Source organism: uncultured Shimia sp., assembly GCF_913054185.1.
Classification (GTDB): domain Bacteria; phylum Pseudomonadota; class Alphaproteobacteria; order Rhodobacterales; family Rhodobacteraceae; genus Shimia.
Map to the genome: position 1 here is coordinate 46,580 of NZ_CAJXIV010000011.1, position 17,294 is coordinate 63,873.

21 protein-coding genes are annotated in these 17,294 nt (G+C 57.6%); 12 read left to right on the forward strand and 9 right to left on the reverse strand.

Going from position 1 to position 17,294, the window contains the following annotated elements; translation table 11 throughout:
- Positions 1-7: 7 nt before the first annotated feature.
- Positions 8-859, reverse strand: coding sequence for an MBL fold metallo-hydrolase (locus QZ517_RS04240; protein WP_294222621.1), 852 nt, complete (start codon positions 857-859; stop codon positions 8-10).
- Positions 860-951: 92 nt separating this feature from the next.
- Entirely contained in the window at positions 952-2,307 is a 1,356-nt protein-coding gene (hmgA, locus tag QZ517_RS04245; RefSeq protein WP_294222624.1) for a homogentisate 1,2-dioxygenase, read from the reverse strand.
- Positions 2,308-2,386: 79 nt separating this feature from the next.
- On the opposite strand from hmgA, the gene QZ517_RS04250 reads away from it, so the two are divergent.
- Entirely contained in the window at positions 2,387-2,824 is a 438-nt protein-coding gene (locus QZ517_RS04250) for a MarR family transcriptional regulator (protein WP_294222627.1), read from the forward strand.
- A 202-nt stretch (positions 2,825-3,026) separates the two neighbouring features.
- A complete protein-coding gene (locus tag QZ517_RS04255) occupies positions 3,027-3,299 on the forward strand; it encodes a VPEID-CTERM sorting domain-containing protein (RefSeq protein ID WP_294222631.1) in 273 nt (90 codons plus the stop codon).
- A gap of 37 nt (positions 3,300-3,336) precedes the next feature.
- Here QZ517_RS04255 and xrtE read toward each other — a convergent pair whose 3' ends face one another.
- From xrtE to QZ517_RS04270, 3 genes are all read right to left on the reverse strand, one after another.
- Positions 3,337-4,926: an exosortase E/protease, VPEID-CTERM system gene (xrtE, locus tag QZ517_RS04260; RefSeq protein WP_294222634.1), complete on the reverse strand. Its 1,590-nt coding sequence runs from the start codon at positions 4,924-4,926 to the stop codon at positions 3,337-3,339.
- A gap of 4 nt (positions 4,927-4,930) precedes the next feature.
- Complete coding sequence (locus QZ517_RS04265) at positions 4,931-5,740, reverse strand: division plane positioning ATPase MipZ (RefSeq protein WP_294222637.1); 810 nt, start codon at positions 5,738-5,740, stop codon at positions 4,931-4,933.
- A 103-nt stretch (positions 5,741-5,843) separates the two neighbouring features.
- Entirely contained in the window at positions 5,844-6,392 is a 549-nt protein-coding gene (locus QZ517_RS04270) for a pseudouridine synthase (RefSeq protein WP_294222642.1), read from the reverse strand.
- Between the two features lie 86 nt (positions 6,393-6,478).
- Here QZ517_RS04270 and QZ517_RS04275 point away from each other — a divergent pair, with 86 nt between their 5' ends.
- From QZ517_RS04275 to QZ517_RS04295, 5 genes are all read left to right on the forward strand, one after another.
- Positions 6,479-7,621, forward strand: a complete 1,143-nt coding sequence (locus QZ517_RS04275) for an aminotransferase class I/II-fold pyridoxal phosphate-dependent enzyme (RefSeq protein WP_294222645.1) — start codon at positions 6,479-6,481, stop codon at positions 7,619-7,621.
- A 208-nt stretch (positions 7,622-7,829) separates the two neighbouring features.
- The gene (locus QZ517_RS04280; protein ID WP_294222648.1) at positions 7,830-8,312 is read left to right on the forward strand and encodes a hypothetical protein; all 483 of its coding nucleotides are present in this window, start codon (positions 7,830-7,832) and stop codon (positions 8,310-8,312) included.
- A 184-nt stretch (positions 8,313-8,496) separates the two neighbouring features.
- Entirely contained in the window at positions 8,497-9,021 is a 525-nt protein-coding gene (locus tag QZ517_RS04285) for an SRPBCC family protein (protein ID WP_294222651.1), read from the forward strand.
- A gap of 32 nt (positions 9,022-9,053) precedes the next feature.
- Positions 9,054-9,650 carry a TetR/AcrR family transcriptional regulator gene (locus QZ517_RS04290; protein WP_294222654.1) on the forward strand — a complete coding sequence of 199 codons (597 nt, stop codon included), beginning with the start codon at positions 9,054-9,056 and terminating at the stop codon, positions 9,648-9,650.
- A gap of 76 nt (positions 9,651-9,726) precedes the next feature.
- Complete coding sequence (locus QZ517_RS04295; RefSeq protein WP_294222657.1) at positions 9,727-10,149, forward strand: VOC family protein; 423 nt, start codon at positions 9,727-9,729, stop codon at positions 10,147-10,149.
- Between the two features lie 19 nt (positions 10,150-10,168).
- Here the strand turns inward: QZ517_RS04295 and QZ517_RS04300 are convergent, their stop codons facing one another.
- Positions 10,169-11,083 (reverse strand): alpha/beta fold hydrolase, encoded by a 915-nt coding sequence (locus tag QZ517_RS04300; protein WP_294222659.1) that lies wholly within the window; start codon positions 11,081-11,083, stop codon positions 10,169-10,171.
- A 122-nt stretch (positions 11,084-11,205) separates the two neighbouring features.
- Between QZ517_RS04300 and QZ517_RS04305 the strand changes: the two genes are divergently transcribed.
- Complete coding sequence (locus QZ517_RS04305) at positions 11,206-12,417, forward strand: MFS transporter (RefSeq protein WP_294222662.1); 1,212 nt, start codon at positions 11,206-11,208, stop codon at positions 12,415-12,417.
- On the opposite strand, the gene QZ517_RS04310 is transcribed toward QZ517_RS04305, so the two are convergent.
- The gene (locus tag QZ517_RS04310) at positions 12,407-13,684 is read right to left on the reverse strand and encodes a tetratricopeptide repeat protein (RefSeq protein ID WP_294222664.1); all 1,278 of its coding nucleotides are present in this window, start codon (positions 13,682-13,684) and stop codon (positions 12,407-12,409) included. The two genes, QZ517_RS04305 and QZ517_RS04310, sit on opposite strands and share 11 nt — an antisense overlap.
- Positions 13,685-13,943: 259 nt before the next feature.
- Here QZ517_RS04310 and QZ517_RS04315 point away from each other — a divergent pair, with 259 nt between their 5' ends.
- Positions 13,944-14,756, forward strand: coding sequence for a class I SAM-dependent methyltransferase (locus tag QZ517_RS04315; RefSeq protein ID WP_294222667.1), 813 nt, complete (start codon positions 13,944-13,946; stop codon positions 14,754-14,756).
- A 69-nt stretch (positions 14,757-14,825) separates the two neighbouring features.
- Here QZ517_RS04315 and rpmE read toward each other — a convergent pair whose 3' ends face one another.
- Together rpmE and rplS are read right to left on the reverse strand one after the other, a co-directional pair.
- The gene (gene rpmE / locus QZ517_RS04320) at positions 14,826-15,047 is read right to left on the reverse strand and encodes a 50S ribosomal protein L31 (protein ID WP_283426784.1); all 222 of its coding nucleotides are present in this window, start codon (positions 15,045-15,047) and stop codon (positions 14,826-14,828) included.
- Positions 15,048-15,058: 11 nt separating this feature from the next.
- Positions 15,059-15,433, reverse strand: coding sequence for a 50S ribosomal protein L19 (gene rplS / locus QZ517_RS04325; RefSeq protein WP_294222674.1), 375 nt, complete (start codon positions 15,431-15,433; stop codon positions 15,059-15,061).
- 306 nt (positions 15,434-15,739) lie between these two features.
- Between rplS and QZ517_RS04330 the strand changes: the two genes are divergently transcribed.
- The 3 genes from QZ517_RS04330 to QZ517_RS04340 all read left to right on the forward strand — a co-directional run.
- Positions 15,740-16,135: a MarR family transcriptional regulator gene (locus QZ517_RS04330; RefSeq protein WP_294222677.1), complete on the forward strand. Its 396-nt coding sequence runs from the start codon at positions 15,740-15,742 to the stop codon at positions 16,133-16,135.
- A gap of 79 nt (positions 16,136-16,214) precedes the next feature.
- Positions 16,215-16,604, forward strand: coding sequence for a hypothetical protein (locus QZ517_RS04335; protein ID WP_294222682.1), 390 nt, complete (start codon positions 16,215-16,217; stop codon positions 16,602-16,604).
- A 116-nt stretch (positions 16,605-16,720) separates the two neighbouring features.
- A partial coding sequence (locus QZ517_RS04340) for a GH25 family lysozyme (protein WP_294222685.1) occupies positions 16,721-17,294 on the forward strand: 574 nt, incomplete at its 3' end.

The window sequence follows — 17,294 nt, forward strand, 5'->3', positions numbered from 1 at the left end:
GTTGCGGTCAGTTGAGCGGGATTTTCATCCCGTCAGTGCCGATGAAAAGAGGACCGGACCACGTGCGGGAGGTTTCGTCCTGCCAGTGGGTCTCGGTGAAGTTGGGATCGTCACAGGGGACGAGGTGATTGAGGGCAAGGCGGACCACACCAGCCTCTGTGGCAATACGGCCTGCCTCGGCGGCGGGGGTGTGGCTGCGTTCTAGATGGATGCGCAAACGGTCATCACCGTTACCCACGCGGGCGCAGAGCGCGTCGATGCCCGCTGACAACATCGCCTCATGCACCAGAAGGTCGGCGCCTTTGGCCAGATCGGCCATGTCCGCAATAGGCGCGGTGTCCCCGGAGAGCACCACGCTGTGAGACGCACTGTCAAACCGCAGGGCAAAGCTGTCGGTGATTGGCGGGTGTGCGTTGCGCAGGGTGGTGATTTTAAGTGGGCCCAGGTCCATCTGACCCGGTTCCAAGACATGGATTTGGGCCAGACGCGCCAGATCCGGACGGCCTTCGTCGCGCAGCCGCAGCTCCACGTCAAAGGACATCGCATTGAGGAAACCGGCCCAATAGTGATCCAGCCCTTTGGGGCCATAAATTGGGATGGGCTTGTTTAAGCCTGCTGTCCAGGCAGTGTGCAGAAGGGGTCCCAGTTCCAGATAATGGTCGGAATGCAGATGTGTGATCAAGATCGCGTCAAGATCGGTCAGGGCCACACCTGCATCGCAAAGGCCTCGGCTCACGCCAAGGCCCGCGTCCACAAGAATGGTAAGCCCATCCATCTGCACAAGGATCGAGGTGGGCATGCGGGTGCCGGGCCGGATGGCTGGACCGCCTTTGGTGCCCAGAAGAGTGACTTGGTTCAACTGGAGGGTCTCCCGCGGTTGTTGGTACTGGGCAATGGTGCGCCCGGAGGGCACACCCTACGTAGTGTGTGCATTCATTGCACACCGTTACATCATTTTTTGCCCGGGGTGCCGTCGAATTTCTTTTCGATGTCTGTCCAGCAGTCGATGTAGTCATCCTGCACCGGGGCCTCGTTGGCGGCAAATTGGGTGATGTGCTGCGGGAAGCGGGTCTCGAACATAAACGACATTGTGTTGGTGAGCTTATCGGGGCCGAGATTGGCGTTGGAGGCCCCTTCAAAGGCGTTTTTGTCTGGGCCGTGCGGCATCATCATGTTGTGCAAGCTCATGCCGCCCGGGACAAAGCCTTCCGGTTTGGCGTCGTACTGGCCGTAGATGTTGCCCATCAGCTCGGACATGATATTTTTGTGATACCACGGTGGACGGAAGGTATCCTCTGCCACCAGCCAGCGCTCGCGGAACAGCACGAAGTCAATGTTGGCGGTGCCGGGTTGCCCCGAAGGCGCGGTCAGCACTGTGAAGATCGAGGGGTCTGGGTGGTCAAACAGGATGGCGCCAACCGGGCAATAGGTGCGCAGATCATATTTCACCGGCGCGTAGTTGCCGTGCCAAGCGACAACGTCCAACGGCGATTGATCGATGTCGGCGCGGTGGAATTGGCCACACCATTTGACGGTCACAGTTGAGGGCACTTCGCGGTCTTCATAGGCGGCCACGGGTGCTTTGAAGTCACGTGGATTGGCCATGCAGTTGGCGCCAATCGGGCCACGGCCGGGCAGCTCAAACTTCTGACCATAGTTTTCACAAACAAAACCACGCGCCGGGCCTTCGAGCACTTCCACGCGATACACCAATCCGCGGGGCAGGATGGCAATTTCTTTTGGTTCCACGTCGATGATACCCAACTCGGTCGAGAAACGCAGCACGCCCTCTTGGGGCACAACCAGCAGTTCGGAATCGGCGGAGAAGAAATAGTCATCCTCCATTGAGGTGTTCACCAGGTAAATATGCGTGGCCATGCCAACCTGTGTGTTCACGTCCCCGGCGGAGGTCATGGTGCGCATGCCGGTTATCCAGGTCAGCGCCTTTTCGGTGTGGGGCACCGGGTTCCAGCGGTATTGGCCAAGGCTGCCCAACTCTGGATCAACATTGGGGGCAGACTGCCAATACGGCACGTCGATTTTCTCGTAGCGGTTGTTGTGCTTCACTGAGGGACGAATGCGGTAACACCATGTGCGTTCTACATTTTCAGCGGTGAAAGCTGTGCCGGAGAGCTGCTCACCATAAAGGCCGTAGTTGCATTTCTGCGGGCTATTCATGCCCTGCGGCAAGGCATCTGGTAGTGCCTCGGTTTCATAGTCATTGCCAAAGCCGGGCATATAGCCTTCATGCGGGCCTGCCATGGAGGGGGCCTTCTGCATGCGGGTCGGAACTGTGTGTTTGGTCATCGGGTCGCTCCTGAGTTCGAATTTGGTTGCGGTGGTAATAGTCGTTTTTGTAACTAACAAGCAGGAGGACGCGCACACCATGACAAATTCTGAAGACTTCGATTTACAGGCCTTCCTGCCGTATCTGCTGAATCAGGCAGCGGAGGAGGCTAGCCTTGGGTTTCAGAAGGTCTACAAAGATCGCTATGGACTGTTGCGCAGCGAGTGGCGGGTGCTGTTTCATCTTGGAATATTTGGGCGGCTGACGGCCACCGAGATTGGCGCCAAAGGCAAGGTGCACAAAACCAAAGTAAGCCGTGCGGTGCAACGGTTGGCTGACCGACGCTTGGTGCAACGTGCGCGAAGCGAAGAAGATCGGCGGGTGGAGTGGCTGGAGCTCACGCCTGCGGGTGAGAAGGTGTATCGTGACCTTCGCGATGTGGCGCAAGAGTACGAGGGCAGTTTGCAGGCGCAGCTGAGTGAAGATGAAGTGCGTGTGCTAAAATCATTGTTGTCCAAACTGGCAGGGCGCTTTTAATGCCGCGAATCGGTGTTCGGTGAAACGGTTTGTGAGCAGAGGCAGCGACAGTTTTCTAGCTCATGCGGCATTGTTCCGACACTGGGGACAATAGGGTCTCGATTTGTGGAAATACTGTGCAATTGCAGCAAATCGCTTGAGTCGGCACAGGGGGCTATGGCACCCTGAACCAACACTAATGGATAGGTCCGGGAGTATTCTTATGGGTCTTAAGAACAAAATGAATGCCGCAATTCTCGCGGCGACAACTCTGACACTGAGTGCCCCTGCTGCGTTTGCGCAGGATGCTGGTGGTTGGTACGGCTGGTGGTGGCGCTGGTGGGGCGGCGGCAACACGGGCGGTGGCGACACCGGTGGTGGGTCCAACGCGGTTCCAGAAATTGATGCGGGTGCGGGGCTTTTGGCCGTTGCGGCCGTGCTTGCGACCCTGGCGCTGGTTTGGGAACTGCGCCGTCGTCGCCAAAAACAAAGCTAAGCCAGTCTCAACAGGCTGAGGAAACTTAGGTGGGCGCTCAGATGAGCGCCCATTTTGCTGTCAGCAGGGCGGCAAGCGCGATGGTGGCGTTTGCCACGATATGCGCAGTGATGGCATCCGAAGTTTCAGACCGGCGCAGATAGAGCAGGCCAAAGGCCACACCCGCCAGCGTTCCGGCGAGAAAACGGTCGTGCATCAGGCCAAACAGCAGGCTGGAGACCGCAACAGCCACGACGGCCCAGATCAGCGAGTCTCTGTGCAGCCGGCGCAGAAGGTAGCCGCGGAAAAACAGCTCTTCGATGATGGGTACCAAGAGAATGGTGCCAAGGAGGCGTGTGGCAATCCAGAAAAGTGTTGGTGCCTCTGCCTCCGGGAGTTTTTGTTCAGGCGCTGTGACAATCCAGATGCCGCCGATGACCAGGCCAACAAGCGCGGCTTCAAATGACGGGCGCTGCCACAAGTCGCGCAAGGCTGGAAGAAAAATTAGCAGAGGCAGGGCCATGAGGGCCGCGCGCACCGGATAGCCTGCTTCCGGATCAGGCCAAAACGCAGACACAAAAACGCCAGACAGCATCATCACAATAAAGGGGACAATCTTGGCGGCGAGGGTGTCGTGCCGGATGGCGGCTGTTGGGTGATTTGGCAGCGGATTGCGGTGCAACCATTGAGCACGATGGGCAATTAGCACAATCAGCAAAGCCAAAGCGGTGAACATCAGCCAGCCCGCATAAGAATGAAACCCATTGAGAGCGTGTTCTGGCGAAACACGCGCGCCGATCACAATCAGAATGGTGATGCGCAGGATGTTGAAAAGCCAGCTGGCCAAGACCGCCAGTGGGAACAGGATCAGCCAGAAGCGTTTCTGGCGAAGTTCGGGCCGCATCAGGATGGCGTAAAACCCCATAAAGATGGTGATCAGAGCAATGCCTTCGACACCGGAACATTGGCTGGCGATCTGCACCCAAAAGCCTTCGACGCCAATTTCATAGGTGGGCGGATGTACCCCCACATCAAAACCGGTGAGCGTTAGGACAAGAAACACAAGGAAGAAAGTCAGGCTGCTGAGCGTGCTCCATTCCCACAGAGGGCGCATGAGATCGGCAAAGTCGGGGACCAGAAACCCCGTGAGCAAGGCAAGCGGTAACAGGTAGCTGTCATTGCGCATCCAATTCCGCCAAACACCCAAAGGCGTGACCCAGAAAATGGCACCTGTGGCGGTCAGAAGGCCACCTGTGGTCAGCAAGATAAGGGTTGGTGTGAAGGCGCGCGAGATTTCCGCCGCGCCAAACAAAACTAGCGGCAAAAAGATGAACGCCAAGCCAACAAGGTGAACCAGCATCCAGATATGGTGGCCGGGGTGCGCTATCGCCCGCTCCGCAAGAGCGCGATAGCCGGTGGGGCGCAGCCAGAAATACAGAGCCATCACAGTCATGACGGCCAAGCCGCGCGCGGTCATTGAACGCAGTGCGCGGCAGGCGACCTCGATCTCGGTCTGGCGGCACTCAATAGAGGCCATGACTTGATAGGCAAGGATGACCAGCAGCAATTCAGCCACGGCCAATGCGGCCATGGTCATCAGGCGCGTGGGACGCGCGGGAGGCTGTGCCGCTTGGCCGCGCGTGTCCATGGTTTTAGAAGTCGACCGATACCCCGGGCAGATTCAGCGCTTTGATCAGTTCGCGCAATTCCTGCCGGGCGGCTACGTTGGAGATATTGAGTTGCTTCACGCCTGTGTCGCGCAGATCAAGCAGTGTGAGGCCGCGAGGAAACAGCTCACGAAAGACAACCCGTTCGTTGAAGCCTGGCGCTACGCGGAAGCCGATGCGCTTGGCCAAACGGTCGAGTGCTTTGCCCATTTTCTCTTTGTTGACCATCTGTTGCGCGCCCATCCGGTTGCGCATGACAATCCAGTCGATGGGCTTGAGGCCCGCCTGTGCACGTAGTTGGCGGGCGTTCCAGACCATTTCAGAATAGACCGAAGGGCCAATGATCTTTTCGCCGTCAGCATCAATTTTGGCGAGCAGGTCAAAGTCGACAAAGCTGTCGTTCAGCGGCGTCACAAGTGTGTCGGCCAAAGAGTGCGCCACCTGGCTCAACCGGGTGTGGGAGCCAGGGCAGTCGATCAGGATAAAATCGTTGTTTGGTTCCAACATCGAAACCGCAGCTGACAAGCGGTGATCATAGATATTTTCGCCGGGTTGCAGCGCGGCTTGATCGACTTCGGGCAGGTCGTGGTAATCTGGGCTGGGCAGCTCTAGGCCGGCCTTTTGTAGGAATTTCCGACGGTTGGCGACGTAGCTGCCAAAACTCTTTTGCCGCAAGTCCAGATCGATTCCACCCACGCGGTGGCCCATGCGTGCCAGTGCGGTGGCGACATGCATCGACAGGGTGGATTTGCCCGCGCCGCCCTTCTCGTTTCCGACCACAATGATATGTGCCATTCCCGTTGTCCCTGCTCGTGTTTCAGTGCCGCGGCTCTTACGGCGCGGGTTTGTTGGTGTCTACTATATGTTGTGATTATCCACAGGAAAAGCGATTGATGCGCTAGGCGTCGCGCCAGGTTCCGGTTTCCAAGCCATCAAGTGACCAATCACCAATTTGTGCCCGAATAAGTCGCAAGGTCGGATGGCCCACAGCGGCGGTCATGCGGCGGACCTGGCGGTTGCGTCCTTCGCGGATGGTTAGGGAGATCCATGTGTCGGGAATTGATTTTCGCACCCGGATTGGTGGGGTGCGTGGCCAGAGATTGGCTGGTCCATCAATGCGTTGCGCCTTGGCGGGCTTGGTTTTGCCGTCCTTGAGGTCAACCCCCGTGCGCAGGGCGGCAAGTGCTGCATCGTCTGGCGTGCCTTCTACCTGCACCCAATAGGTTTTGGACATTTTGTGACGAGGGTCCGCGATGCGGGCTTGGAGCTTGCCATCGTCGGTGAGCACCATGAGGCCTTCGCTGTCGCGGTCCAAACGGCCTGCCGGATAGACTTGGGGCACGTCGATGAAATCCGACAAGGTGCGGCGGGTGCTGCCCTCAAGGCCTTTGTCGGTAAATTGCGACAGCACATCGAAGGGTTTGTTGAAGAGTATCACGCGGGTCATGAAGACCTCCTACACGGGCGTGCGTTGGGGTTGCAAGTTTACTGTCGCTGCGATCTTGTGCGCGGCACGCACGCAAGGGGATGATTATGGAATTTGAAGACATGAAGCCGGAAACCCTGTTGGCGCAGGCCGGGGGCGCCATTGATCAACAGAGCGGGGGCGTGGTGCCGCCGATCCAACCGGCGACCACCTTTGCGCGAGATGAAAATTACAACCCTCTGAATGAAAACAACATTTACGCCCGGCCTCACAATGATGTGGCGCGTCAGGCTGAGGCAGTTTTGGCGCAGTTGGAAGGCGGCGCGGCGGCGCTGTTGTTCCCGTCCGGCATGGCGGCAATTACGGCGCTGTTTCGTACGGTGCCAACCGGCGGCCGGGTGATCGTGCAGAGCGGGATTTATTGGAATACCACCAAGTGGATTCGGGATTTTTGTGAGCGCCGTCAGATTGTTATCAACGAGGTGGACGCAAGTGACACAGCGGCATTGACTGCGGAGTGCGCTAAGGGACCGGCCAACGTGGTTTGGGTGGAAACACCGTCCAATCCGTGGCTGAAAGTGACCGATGTCACAGCGGCCAAAAAGGCGGCGGAAAGCTGCGGTGCACTGCTCGCAGTGGACAGCACGGCGGCCTCGCCCATTTTGACCAACCCATTGAAATTGGGCGCAGATATTGTGATGCACTCGACCACCAAGGTGATCAATGGGCACTCAGATGTTTTGGGAGGTGTGTTGGTTTGCAAAGAGGTCACGCCGGTTTGGGAAGAGATCGAAGTGGATCGGGCCAGCGCGGGTGCGGTGATGGGGCCGTTTGAGGCGTGGTTGCTGTTGCGCGGGATGCGCACGATGGCGTTGCGGGTCGAGCGTATGGTGGATAACGCTATGAAAATAGCGCGTTTTTTGGAGGATCATCCCAAAGTCGACAGCGTGTTGTTTCCTGGCCTTGAGAGCCATCCGCAACATGATTTGGCCACGGCGCAGATGCCGGGTGGGGCGGGGTTTCTGATGTCTTTTCTTGTGAAAGGGGACAAAGAGGCTGCGTTGCAAGTGGCGGGAAAGATGAAGCTTTTCCATCGCGCCACGTCGCTGGGTGGCGTGGAGAGCCTGGTGGAACATCGCCACACCATTGAGCCGCACACCGGCATTCCGGAAACGTTGCTGCGCATCTCCGTAGGGGCGGAACATGCCGAGGATCTAATTGCAGATTTGGGGCAGGCGTTGGGGCAATAAGGGCCCCAATTTTCACGTCGGTTTAACGTCTGTATCGCGGCTGTATTGCGACGGTGGCGATTGCGAGAGAGTCTCGGTTTTGGATGTGCAATTTTGCACGGATTGCTGCGACGTTCTGTCTCTCATGCCAATAAATTGTTAAGGCGTTTCGAAGACTATTGGCGCTGTACGAACGGGTGCAAACCCCAACGCAGCAGCGGACCAGACCTTGAAGAAACGTATCGAAAACCCAGCCCTGATCACCCCTGCCTATGAAGATGGGGGTCTGTTCAAAAAACCGCCAACAGAATTGGTGGTGAATCTGATTCCAAAATTTTCGAAAAATTCCCGTGGCGATGTGATCATCAAAGGCCTGGTGCAAAATGACGTTGAGATTGATGTGATTTTTGCAGGCCGCCGAAAGCGGGAAGCCGCGGAGCTGGTGACGCTTTTGAAACGCAAGTGGGACAACGCAAATTATCGCGCCGCCAAAACGCCAACGCGCAAAGATGTGCGTGTGCCGACGCGGGTGCAGGGCTCTTGGCGCATGCGGGTTGCGGAAGATGAGCACGAGCAAGACCTGTACACTAAGGAGTACCAGCTGTTGGTCGCGCGGTGGGCGTTTAACGCAGACAATGGCGAGTTTCGCAGCTTTGGGGAACCGCCGTTTCAGCAACAGGTTGTTGAAACGGCCGCGGACCCTAAGGGCTAAGGTGACGCGCTGGCGCTGGCGCCACGCCGCTTAACACTTCAAAATTTGAGCTGAGCAGGGTGCGCCGTGGGGCGGTGACCCTGCGCTTTGCGTTTCGGGTGCTGTTGCGACTCAGTTGACTTATCGATCCATCGATTCTATCTAACGATTGTTAGATGAAATGCTGCAACTGAAAGGCCGCGCAATGACCTCAAAAAATTCAATCACCGTGAAAGCCCCTGCCTCCGCTGCCTGGAAGTTGATTGGGGATGACTTTGTTGCCGTGAACCGCTGGATGGCGGCCATCCCGCGCGCCGAAGCGATCGAGGGTCCGGCCTTGCCCGGTGCGCCCGCAAAGGGTCGCAATTCCTACCTGTTCCACAAATTTGCGCCTATGTACCAAGAAGAGGTGCTGACCCAATTTGACGCGGCGGCGATGACCCTCAGCGTGGATGTGACCCTACATAAAGGGTCCAAAGCCATGCCTATGAAAGGCTACACGTCTACGGTGATTGTGCGGCCTATCAATGATGCAACCTGTGAAGTGACCTGGATTGGGGAGGCCACGCCAAAATGGTTTGCCAAACCGATGCGTGGGATGCTGACCAAAGGTCTGGATGCGGGCTTCATTCGCAGTCTGGAGGAGATTCAACACTTTGTGGAGACTGGTCAACCGCACCCCAGAAAGGTAGAAAAAATCAAATCTGAGGCGGCGGCACACGCGGCCTGATCTGCGCGATGGGCGCGGCAATGGGAGGTCATATGCAGGACATATCCATCAAAGCGCGCTTGATTGATGCTGGCAAAACATTGTTTGCGGACCGGGGCTATGCTGGGGCCTCGGTGCGTGAAATCTGTAAGGCGGCGGACGCCAGCTCAACCATGATCCACCATTACTTTGGCACCAAAGAAGGGTTGTTCAACGCCATCATCGACGAGTTTACAGCGGCGACGTTTGATGTGCCGCTGCGGCTGATTTCCAAGCCCCCTAAGACAGCAGAGGAAATGCGTCTGCGGTTGGAGATGTTTGTCTCCGAGACCTTCCGGGCGCTGATTTCACAGGCAGTGGTGTTCCGCATTTTGGTGCGGGAGAGCCGCGGATTTGTGGGCGGTGCGCGCTATCATGAGGGCTTTGCGGGTTACCTTAAAGAGGCGCAGGCGGCGGGGTTTGTTGATGTGGAGCTGGAGGTGGAGCTGATCACCGGCATGGTGCTGGATCGGCTCGGCAATCAAATCATGTATGCGGCCACGTTTAAGGGGGACGGCAAGACTGTGCTCAACGACGAGGCTTATGCGGAAGAGTGGTTGGCGGCGAATACACGGGTGTTGTTGTTTGGGTTGGCGGGGAAGGCTGCTTAGTGGCGCGTTGATCGCTTGAAGAAAGGCCGGGTTCCGGTCTTTATGAGCGCAAAGATAGTTCGCGCAGGAGCCGCCCATGAAACTCGAATTTCACCACATCAATTTTGTCTCCAAAGATGTGGATCGGCTGCACGACTTTTACACCAAGGTTCTTGGGCTGGACGATATTCCGCAAGACGAGTTTCCACGCACCGAGGCGGACGGCGAAAGCGGCTATGACGGGCAGATCCGCTTTGCCACCGACGGGGATATGCAGATGCATTTGGCGGAGCGGCGGCTGGATGTGGCCTTTGTAAACGGGCAGGTGATCAATCCGGTAGACCGCGGGCACATTGCCTTTCGCACCGATGATTTGGCGGCGTTTCTGAAAGTGCTCGAGGAGAACGGCGTGCCGTATTCTGACTACGGCACAGCCTTTGCCAAAGAATGGCATCAGGTGTTTTTTCAGGACCCTGAGGGCAATGTGATTGAGGTGCATCAGCAGGTGGGCGGCGCGTAAGAGGCACCGCCCGGTTGGGTCAAGTCAAGAGCGCCAAGTCCGCTTGATTGGTGGGCCGCCGTGTGGACATGGTTTCGGCGTCTTTGCCGTCCAGGGTGAGGGCGAGGTCTTTGTAAAAGCCTGTGTTGTCAAACCACCAGCGGTGGGAATTGATTGTGGTTTGCTGCGCGTCTGGAACGTGTTTCTTGTACTGCTCGTTGCAATAAATATCCCAGTGCCCCTTGGTGATGAGTGGTGGCATGCCGACGTGGCCGGCGCGTTCGCGCCCGCCGTTGATCAAGCCGCCTGACAAAGCCAGAACCATGTCGCGGCCGCTGTAGTAGTTGGTGAAGCGCTTGCTGCGTTGTTTGAGCACAAGCCCGCCCCAAGCGCCTTTTTCCAGCCATGCTGCGTCGATGTCGGCGGAGCAGAACATGGTTTGTTCAACGCCCCAATGGCCCACGGAGTCCCCAAAGTCCGAAAAGCCGCGCAAGACCACAAGCCCACCCATGGAATGCGCGATCAGGTGGATTTTTGGGCGCGGAGACAAGGCCAAAAGCGGTAAAATCCCATCTCCTACCAGGTGCGGGGCGGTCTTTTTGGCGTCAGAGCGATCTTTGTTGTAGGCAAAAATGGTGCCGTCGCTGGGCCAGTCGTAGGCAATCACTGCGCCGTCAAACCCCTGCGCTTTGACGCCGGTTTCAATTTTTCCAAGCCGGTCCAGCATGTCTTTTTGTGAGGTGTTGAAGCCGTGCACATAGATCAGGATCTCTTTGGTGCCGCCCGCCTGTTGCACCTGTTTGAGCCAATCGGATTGCGAAACAATGCCGCCCGTGTGGACAGAACCGTCGTTGTTCTGACCGGTCATAGAAACATAGCGGGTGAGGGCGGCGGGGTTGTCGGTAAATTTCTTCTTTTGCGCGTTGTATGTGCGGCGCGAGAAAAACAGAGCCATCGTTAATTCCTTTCACTAAATGACAGGAGTTTGGCACGGAAAGCGGGATTGGCAAAATTTGGCGATCAAACGGGCAGTCTCTGGCCCTATACACTTGTGTCGCGCCGCCCTAGCGTGGCGCCATGACACATCCCATTCTCGACAGCCGTTACAGTTGGATTCGCCTCGCCATCACACTTTTGATTGGCGTGTTTGCCAATGTGGGCATGTGGGCGGTGATTGTGGTGATGCCTGCGGTGCAGGCGGAATTTGGCATCGATCGGGCGGATGCCTCATTGCCGTATGTGCTGACGATGGTTGGCTTTGCGGTGGGCAATTTTGTCATTGGGCAGGCCGTGGATCGCTGGGGGGTGACCAAGGCGTTGATTGGCGCGGCCGTGCTCAGCGCGGTGAGTTATAGTGCGGCGGCGATGAGTGGCTCAGTGCTGATGTTGTCGTTTGTGCATCTGTTTCTGGGCTTTGGCACGGCGGTGGGTTTTGGACCGCTGATTGCGGATGTGTCGCTGTGGTTTCAGAAGCGGCGTGGCATTGCTGTGGCGGTTGCGGCCAGCGGGAATTACCTGTCCGGCGCGATTTGGCCGGTGCTGCTGTCCGGCGTGTTGAGCGATTATGGCTGGCGGGCGGTGTTTGTGGTTTTGGCGGTGATGACAGTTGCGGCGGTGGTGCCGCTGGCGTTTTTGTTGCGCCCAAAAGTGCCAGCGGAGGCCTTGGCGGCGCAGGACAGTGCGGCGCAGGCGCGGCAGGCGGGGGCGCCGTTTAAACCGGCGCCGTTGATGTGGATTTTGGGGCTGGCCGGGATTGGCTGCTGTGTGGCGATGAGCATGCCGCAGGTGCATATTGTGAGCTTTTGCGTGGACCTTGGCTATGGCGCCGCCGTGGGGGCGGAGATGCTCGCGCTGATGCTGATGGGCGGGGTTGTCAGTCGCTTGATCAGCGGGCTGGTGGCGGATCAGTTGGGCGGTGTTCTGACACTGTTGATTGGGTCAATTTTGCAGATGGGGGCGCTGTTTCTATTCCTGCCATTTGATGGGCTGGTGCCACTGTATCTGGTCAGCCTAGCCTTTGGTCTGGCGCAGGGCGGCATTGTGCCCGCCTATGCACTGGTGGTGCGGGAATACATGCCCGCCAAAGAGGCCGGGAGCCGCGTGGGCTTTGTGATGATGGCCACCATCCTGGGTATGGCGATAGGTGGTTGGATGTCGGGGTGGATTTACGACGTGAGCGGCAGCTATGAGCTGGCGTTCATAAATGGGATTGCGTGGAATGCGCTGAACATCGCGATTATGGGGCTGATCTTGCTGCGCACACGAGGAAGACGGGTGGTCACGGCGTGATTGCAAGCGGCGGTGCGTTTGCCAGAACCGGGCGGCGGGTTGACAGGCTACGCTGCGCCTCGTCGGTTTTGCCCAATTTCATCAGCACATTGGCGTAAGTGAGCTCGAGCAGGTCACGTTGGGCGCGACTGCCGCCAAGACGCTCGGTTTGTGCCATGACGGGGGTAAGGTTGGTTAGGGCCTCTGCCCAATCGGATCGGGCAATTTGACCCCACGCGGCAGCCATGGGTTTGATCAGGTCCCCGGAATAGCCTTTTGCGGTGTCTGCGATGTAGGCGAGGCGATCGCCTTCGCCAGCCATGGCGTGGCTGAGGGCAGCATGAAGGTCCGCAAAGCTTTGGCCGGTTTCGGGGAAACATTGTGCCGCGTAGTCGCTGAGCGATTTCCAGCGTGTGGCGGCGACGTCAAATCCTGCCAGTTGCGCGCGATACAGGATGGCAGCTGTGTCGGTTAGCACATTGATCGGCAAACTTTTGGCACCGTCGGGGCCCACGCGGGTGTCCACGGCTTCCCACATCGCGGTTTCATCGCCCTGTTGCAGCGCCCAGAGAGCGACGTGCCAGTTGAGGTGCCCATGCAGGACGCCGCGGTCGTCGTAACTTTCTAACCAGTTGGAGAGGTAGGCACGGCCTTCTGCTGTGGCGCCCGCCTCATATTGGGCGTGGGCCTTGAAATGAGAAGCGTTGGCGTTGCGTGGGTTGGCTGCGAGGGATTGCTCCATCAGTGTCAGGGACGAGTCGATTTGCCCGGTTTCGCAGAGTGAAAGCGCGTGCATGGATGTCATCCACCAATCGTCGCCGTAATGTGGCAGCAGCGCAGTTGTGTAAGCCAGTAATTCAGCTTCGCGTCCAACCTTGCCGGAGAACCCTATAAGGCCAAAGACGTTGGAGCAAAGCTGTGCTGCTAGGGCGTCGCGCGGGTGGTCTCGGACATGCTCCCAGACAGCGCTGCGGGCTTCGGCGGCTTTGCCAGATAGCATCAAGGCAAACAGATTGATGTGCGCTTTCTCGCGTGGCGAGGACTGGGTTGCGCAAGCTTGCGCCTGAGCCAGCGCCGCTTTGGCGGCTGGCATGTCGCCCGTCATCATCAATGCACGGGCCTTGCCCGCATGGGCGATGGCAAAATTGGGATCTGCGGTTGTGGCGTCGGCGAAGGCGTCAACGGCACCAAAGTTGGCTCCGAGGAACAGGTGCACTGCGCGGTCATAGCTGGATTGCGCTTCCGCTGAAGATGTCGAAATTGGATTGTCATAATGATCTTTGAGCATGTGGGCCTCCGGCGGGTACGCTCCGAAAGATCACAGTCTGGCATGTGATGGCAGGAACACAAAGCAAGGATTGGCTGCTTTGTTACAATGAAGCAGCCCGTAACACTTCTTGAGCTCCCCAGATGAGGCCGAGCGTGAGCTGGGTGCTCCCGCTGGCTGGCACTTGCATGGTTCCGCAGGTGTGTAAAACCCCCAGTGCTTTGGCTCTTCAAACCTCTAGGGTGTGGTGGTGCAACGATGTGTGGGTAGGGAGGCCGGTATGGTTAGGGAATCTGGATTTCAGGTCAGCGAAAGTGGGCCGCAGTTTTATGACCAATATGTGCGGGTCTTTATGGCGCCGTTTGTTGAGCACTTGATGGCGGTGGCGATTAAGCCAAATCAGCAGGTTTTGGATGTAGCGTGCGGGACCGGGTTTGCCACACGCCGGGCCGCGGCCTGTGTCGGGCCAGGCGGAGCTGTGATTGGCAGTGATATCAATGCGGCCATGCTGTCTCTCGCCGAAACCCTTGAGGAGGCGGAGGGCGCTGCGGTGCGATGGCAGGAGGCGTCAGCACTGGACCTGCCATATGAGGAAGACACATTTGATGCGGTGATCTGCCAGCAAGGGGTGCAGTTTTTCCCAGACCCGACAGCGGGGGTAAAAGAGATGGCGCGAGTCGCCCGCACAGGTGGGAAGATTGCCGTGACGGTTTGGGCACCTCGGGCGCAATCGCCTTACCTAGAGACCGTGTTTGGTGTGCTGGAACGCGGGTTTGCCTTAAATCCGGCGGCTGCGAAAGCCACATGTGTGGAGGCTGGAGAGGCCGCGGTGCAAAGCTGGTTTGAAGGGGCAGGCCTGGCGCAGGTGGCCATTGAGAGCGAAACGGTGGAGGTTATGTTACCGCCGTTTGAGGCGTATGTGGCCAATCACATTCGGGCGTTGCCGCCGGTGGTTGTTGGAAACTTCTGGCAGGCCGATGAGGTGGTTCGGGATCAGGCTTTTAACGAAATTCGAGAGGCCCTTGCGCCGTACCAGAAGGCCAGCGGCTATGTGGTGCCCTTCACATCATATGTGGCGTCTGCGCAGCTCTAGTTTTGACTTGCCCAACAAAAAACGCCGCCCCGAGGGAGGCGGCGTTTTCTGTTACGAGGGTAACTGTGCTTAGAAGCCCAGGCCTTCGTATTTCTTTTTGAACTTGGAGACGCGGCCGCCGGCATCCATCAAGCGGGTGGAGCCGCCGTTCCATGCAGGGTGCACGGATGGGTCCACGTCCAGCGCCAGCTGGTCGCCTTCGTTGCCGTAGGTGGAACGCATCTTGACGATGGTGCCATCGGTCATTTTCACGTCGATGAAGTGGTAGTCGGGATGAGTGTCTGCTTTCATAATACCGCTCCTTACGCTTTTTTGGCTTTGTAGGTGGTGTCTTCTGCGATACGCGCGGACTTACCACGACGGGAGCGCAGATAGTACAGTTTGGCGCGACGTACACGACCACGACGCACTACAGTGATGCTGTCGATGTTGGTCGAGAACAGCGGGAACACACGTTCCACACCTTCGCCAAAGGAAATCTTGCGAACAGTGAACGAGCCAGCGATGCCGTGGCCGTTTTTACGGCTGATGCAAACACCTTCGTAGTTCTGCACACGGGTGCGCGAACCTTCGGTCACTTTAAAGCCAACACGGATGGTGTCACCGGCTTTGAAATCGGGGATGTCTTTCCCCAGCGTAGCAATCTGCTCCGCTTCGAGCTGTGCGATCAGATCCATTGGATCATCTCCTATGATGCTTGTGGTTATATCCACAAAGGTTTGATGCACCTCAGAGCTCTTGGTCTTCTTCCGGGTCCGCGTATAGCGCCCGCCAGAGTTCAGGTCGTCTTTTCTTGTCTTGTGGTACTGATTTTTTGCCATCTTCGACGAAGAAACCGAGGATACATGCAATGCACAGCACGCCCGAACGACTCATAAGAGACGCGGACAAGCGGTGTGTAGGGCAGTTGGCCCAAGCGTGCAAGGGGTTTGACAGTGTGATGCGACTCAAGTAGTTAGTTTGGCGAACTATATGGAATTCACATGTCTGATCTCGCCAAGAAACTGCAGAAAGTGCACCAATCTTGCCATCGGGCCTGGGCCAAAGCGGCGCGGGACTTGGAGCTGAGCTTCAGTGAGTTTGAATATCTCAGTGCGGTGCAGGAACAGGCGGATTTGCAGCGTTATGAGGACAAACACGGCCAGCATTTGCAGGACATTGTAGAGGCATTGGGCGTGACCAAAGCCAGTGCCAGCACGATGATTGCGAAGTTGGAAACACGGAATTTGGTGTCGCGCTTTCAATGTATGATGGATGCGCGGGCGCAGCATATTGTTCTGACTCCCGAAGGTCAGATGAAGCTGGCGCGAGGGGCGCGTGTCTATGAGCAGATCGCGACCCGGTTGGAAAAGGACCTCGGTGAATTGCCAAGCCTGTAGCAGGGCGGAGTGGTGGCTGGAGGGTAACTTTCAACCCATAAAGTAAGTTAGGCTAACTAAATAAAGAAAGGAAATGATCATGGCGATGGAAAATCTTTTGTTGGGGCTCGCGATCCACCAACTGTTTTGGGAACACTTGCCGCACTGGGGCACGTGGTTCACGCGGGGCCTTAAGATGCTGCCGCAGCCGTTGCAGTCTCTCTACGAGCAGTGGCGTTGCCCCTACTGCGCAGGGTTCTGGATTGGGCTGGCGGTGCATGCAGCTACCGGTAATTATCTGTTTGCGGCCTTTGCCGATTTGCCTGCGTTCTGGGGCAGTCTTGGCACACCGTTGGCGTGGTTTATGGATGCGTTGGTGTTTGCGGCGCTCAATAAACTGGGGGTGCTGGCTGTGCACGCGATTGGATTGCCGGCGCTCAAGGGCCATCAGGCCAAGGAAGCGTTTTTGGCGGCCAAGAAAGCGGCTTAGGCGGGGCTTCGCCATTCAAAAAAGCTTTGCTTGCAATGAGATGCGCTCTCTCGGTTTACTGAGGGGGCGCAACGGTTTGGTTCAGGTGTGATATGCGAGTTTTCAAGACAGGTCTGTTGGCTCTACTGCTGGTGGCGAGTTGTGGCCGGTCTGTGCCGGATGATCCAGCGGCCCAGGCGGCAGAGCAGGCTGCGGCGGCAGAGGCGGCGCGGGTGCAGAGCTTGGCATCGCAAGTTGTGACATATCCCAAGTATGGCGATGCAGATCCACATGAGTGGGATCGGCGGCCACCGTCCACCTATCCGGTGCACGGCATTGATGTGTCGCGGTGGCAGACGGACATCAATTGGCATGAGGCGCGACGATCTGGTGTTAGTTTTGCGTATCTGAAGGCCACTGAGGGCGGTGACTTGGCTGATCCGATGTTTGACACACATCGTAGCGGGGCGGCCAATGCGGGCGTGCCATGGGGGGGATATCACTACTACTATTTCTGTCGTCCGGCGGAGGAGCAGGCGGCATGGTTCATCAAAAACGTACCGCGTGGCGCGCCGTTGCCCCATGTGTTGGACATGGAGTGGACGCCGCAGTCGCGCACCTGTCGTTTGCGGCCCAGTGGCAGCAAAGTGCGCAGTGAGGCGCGCAAATTCCTGTCGATTTTGGAAGCGCACTACGGGCGGCGGCCCATTG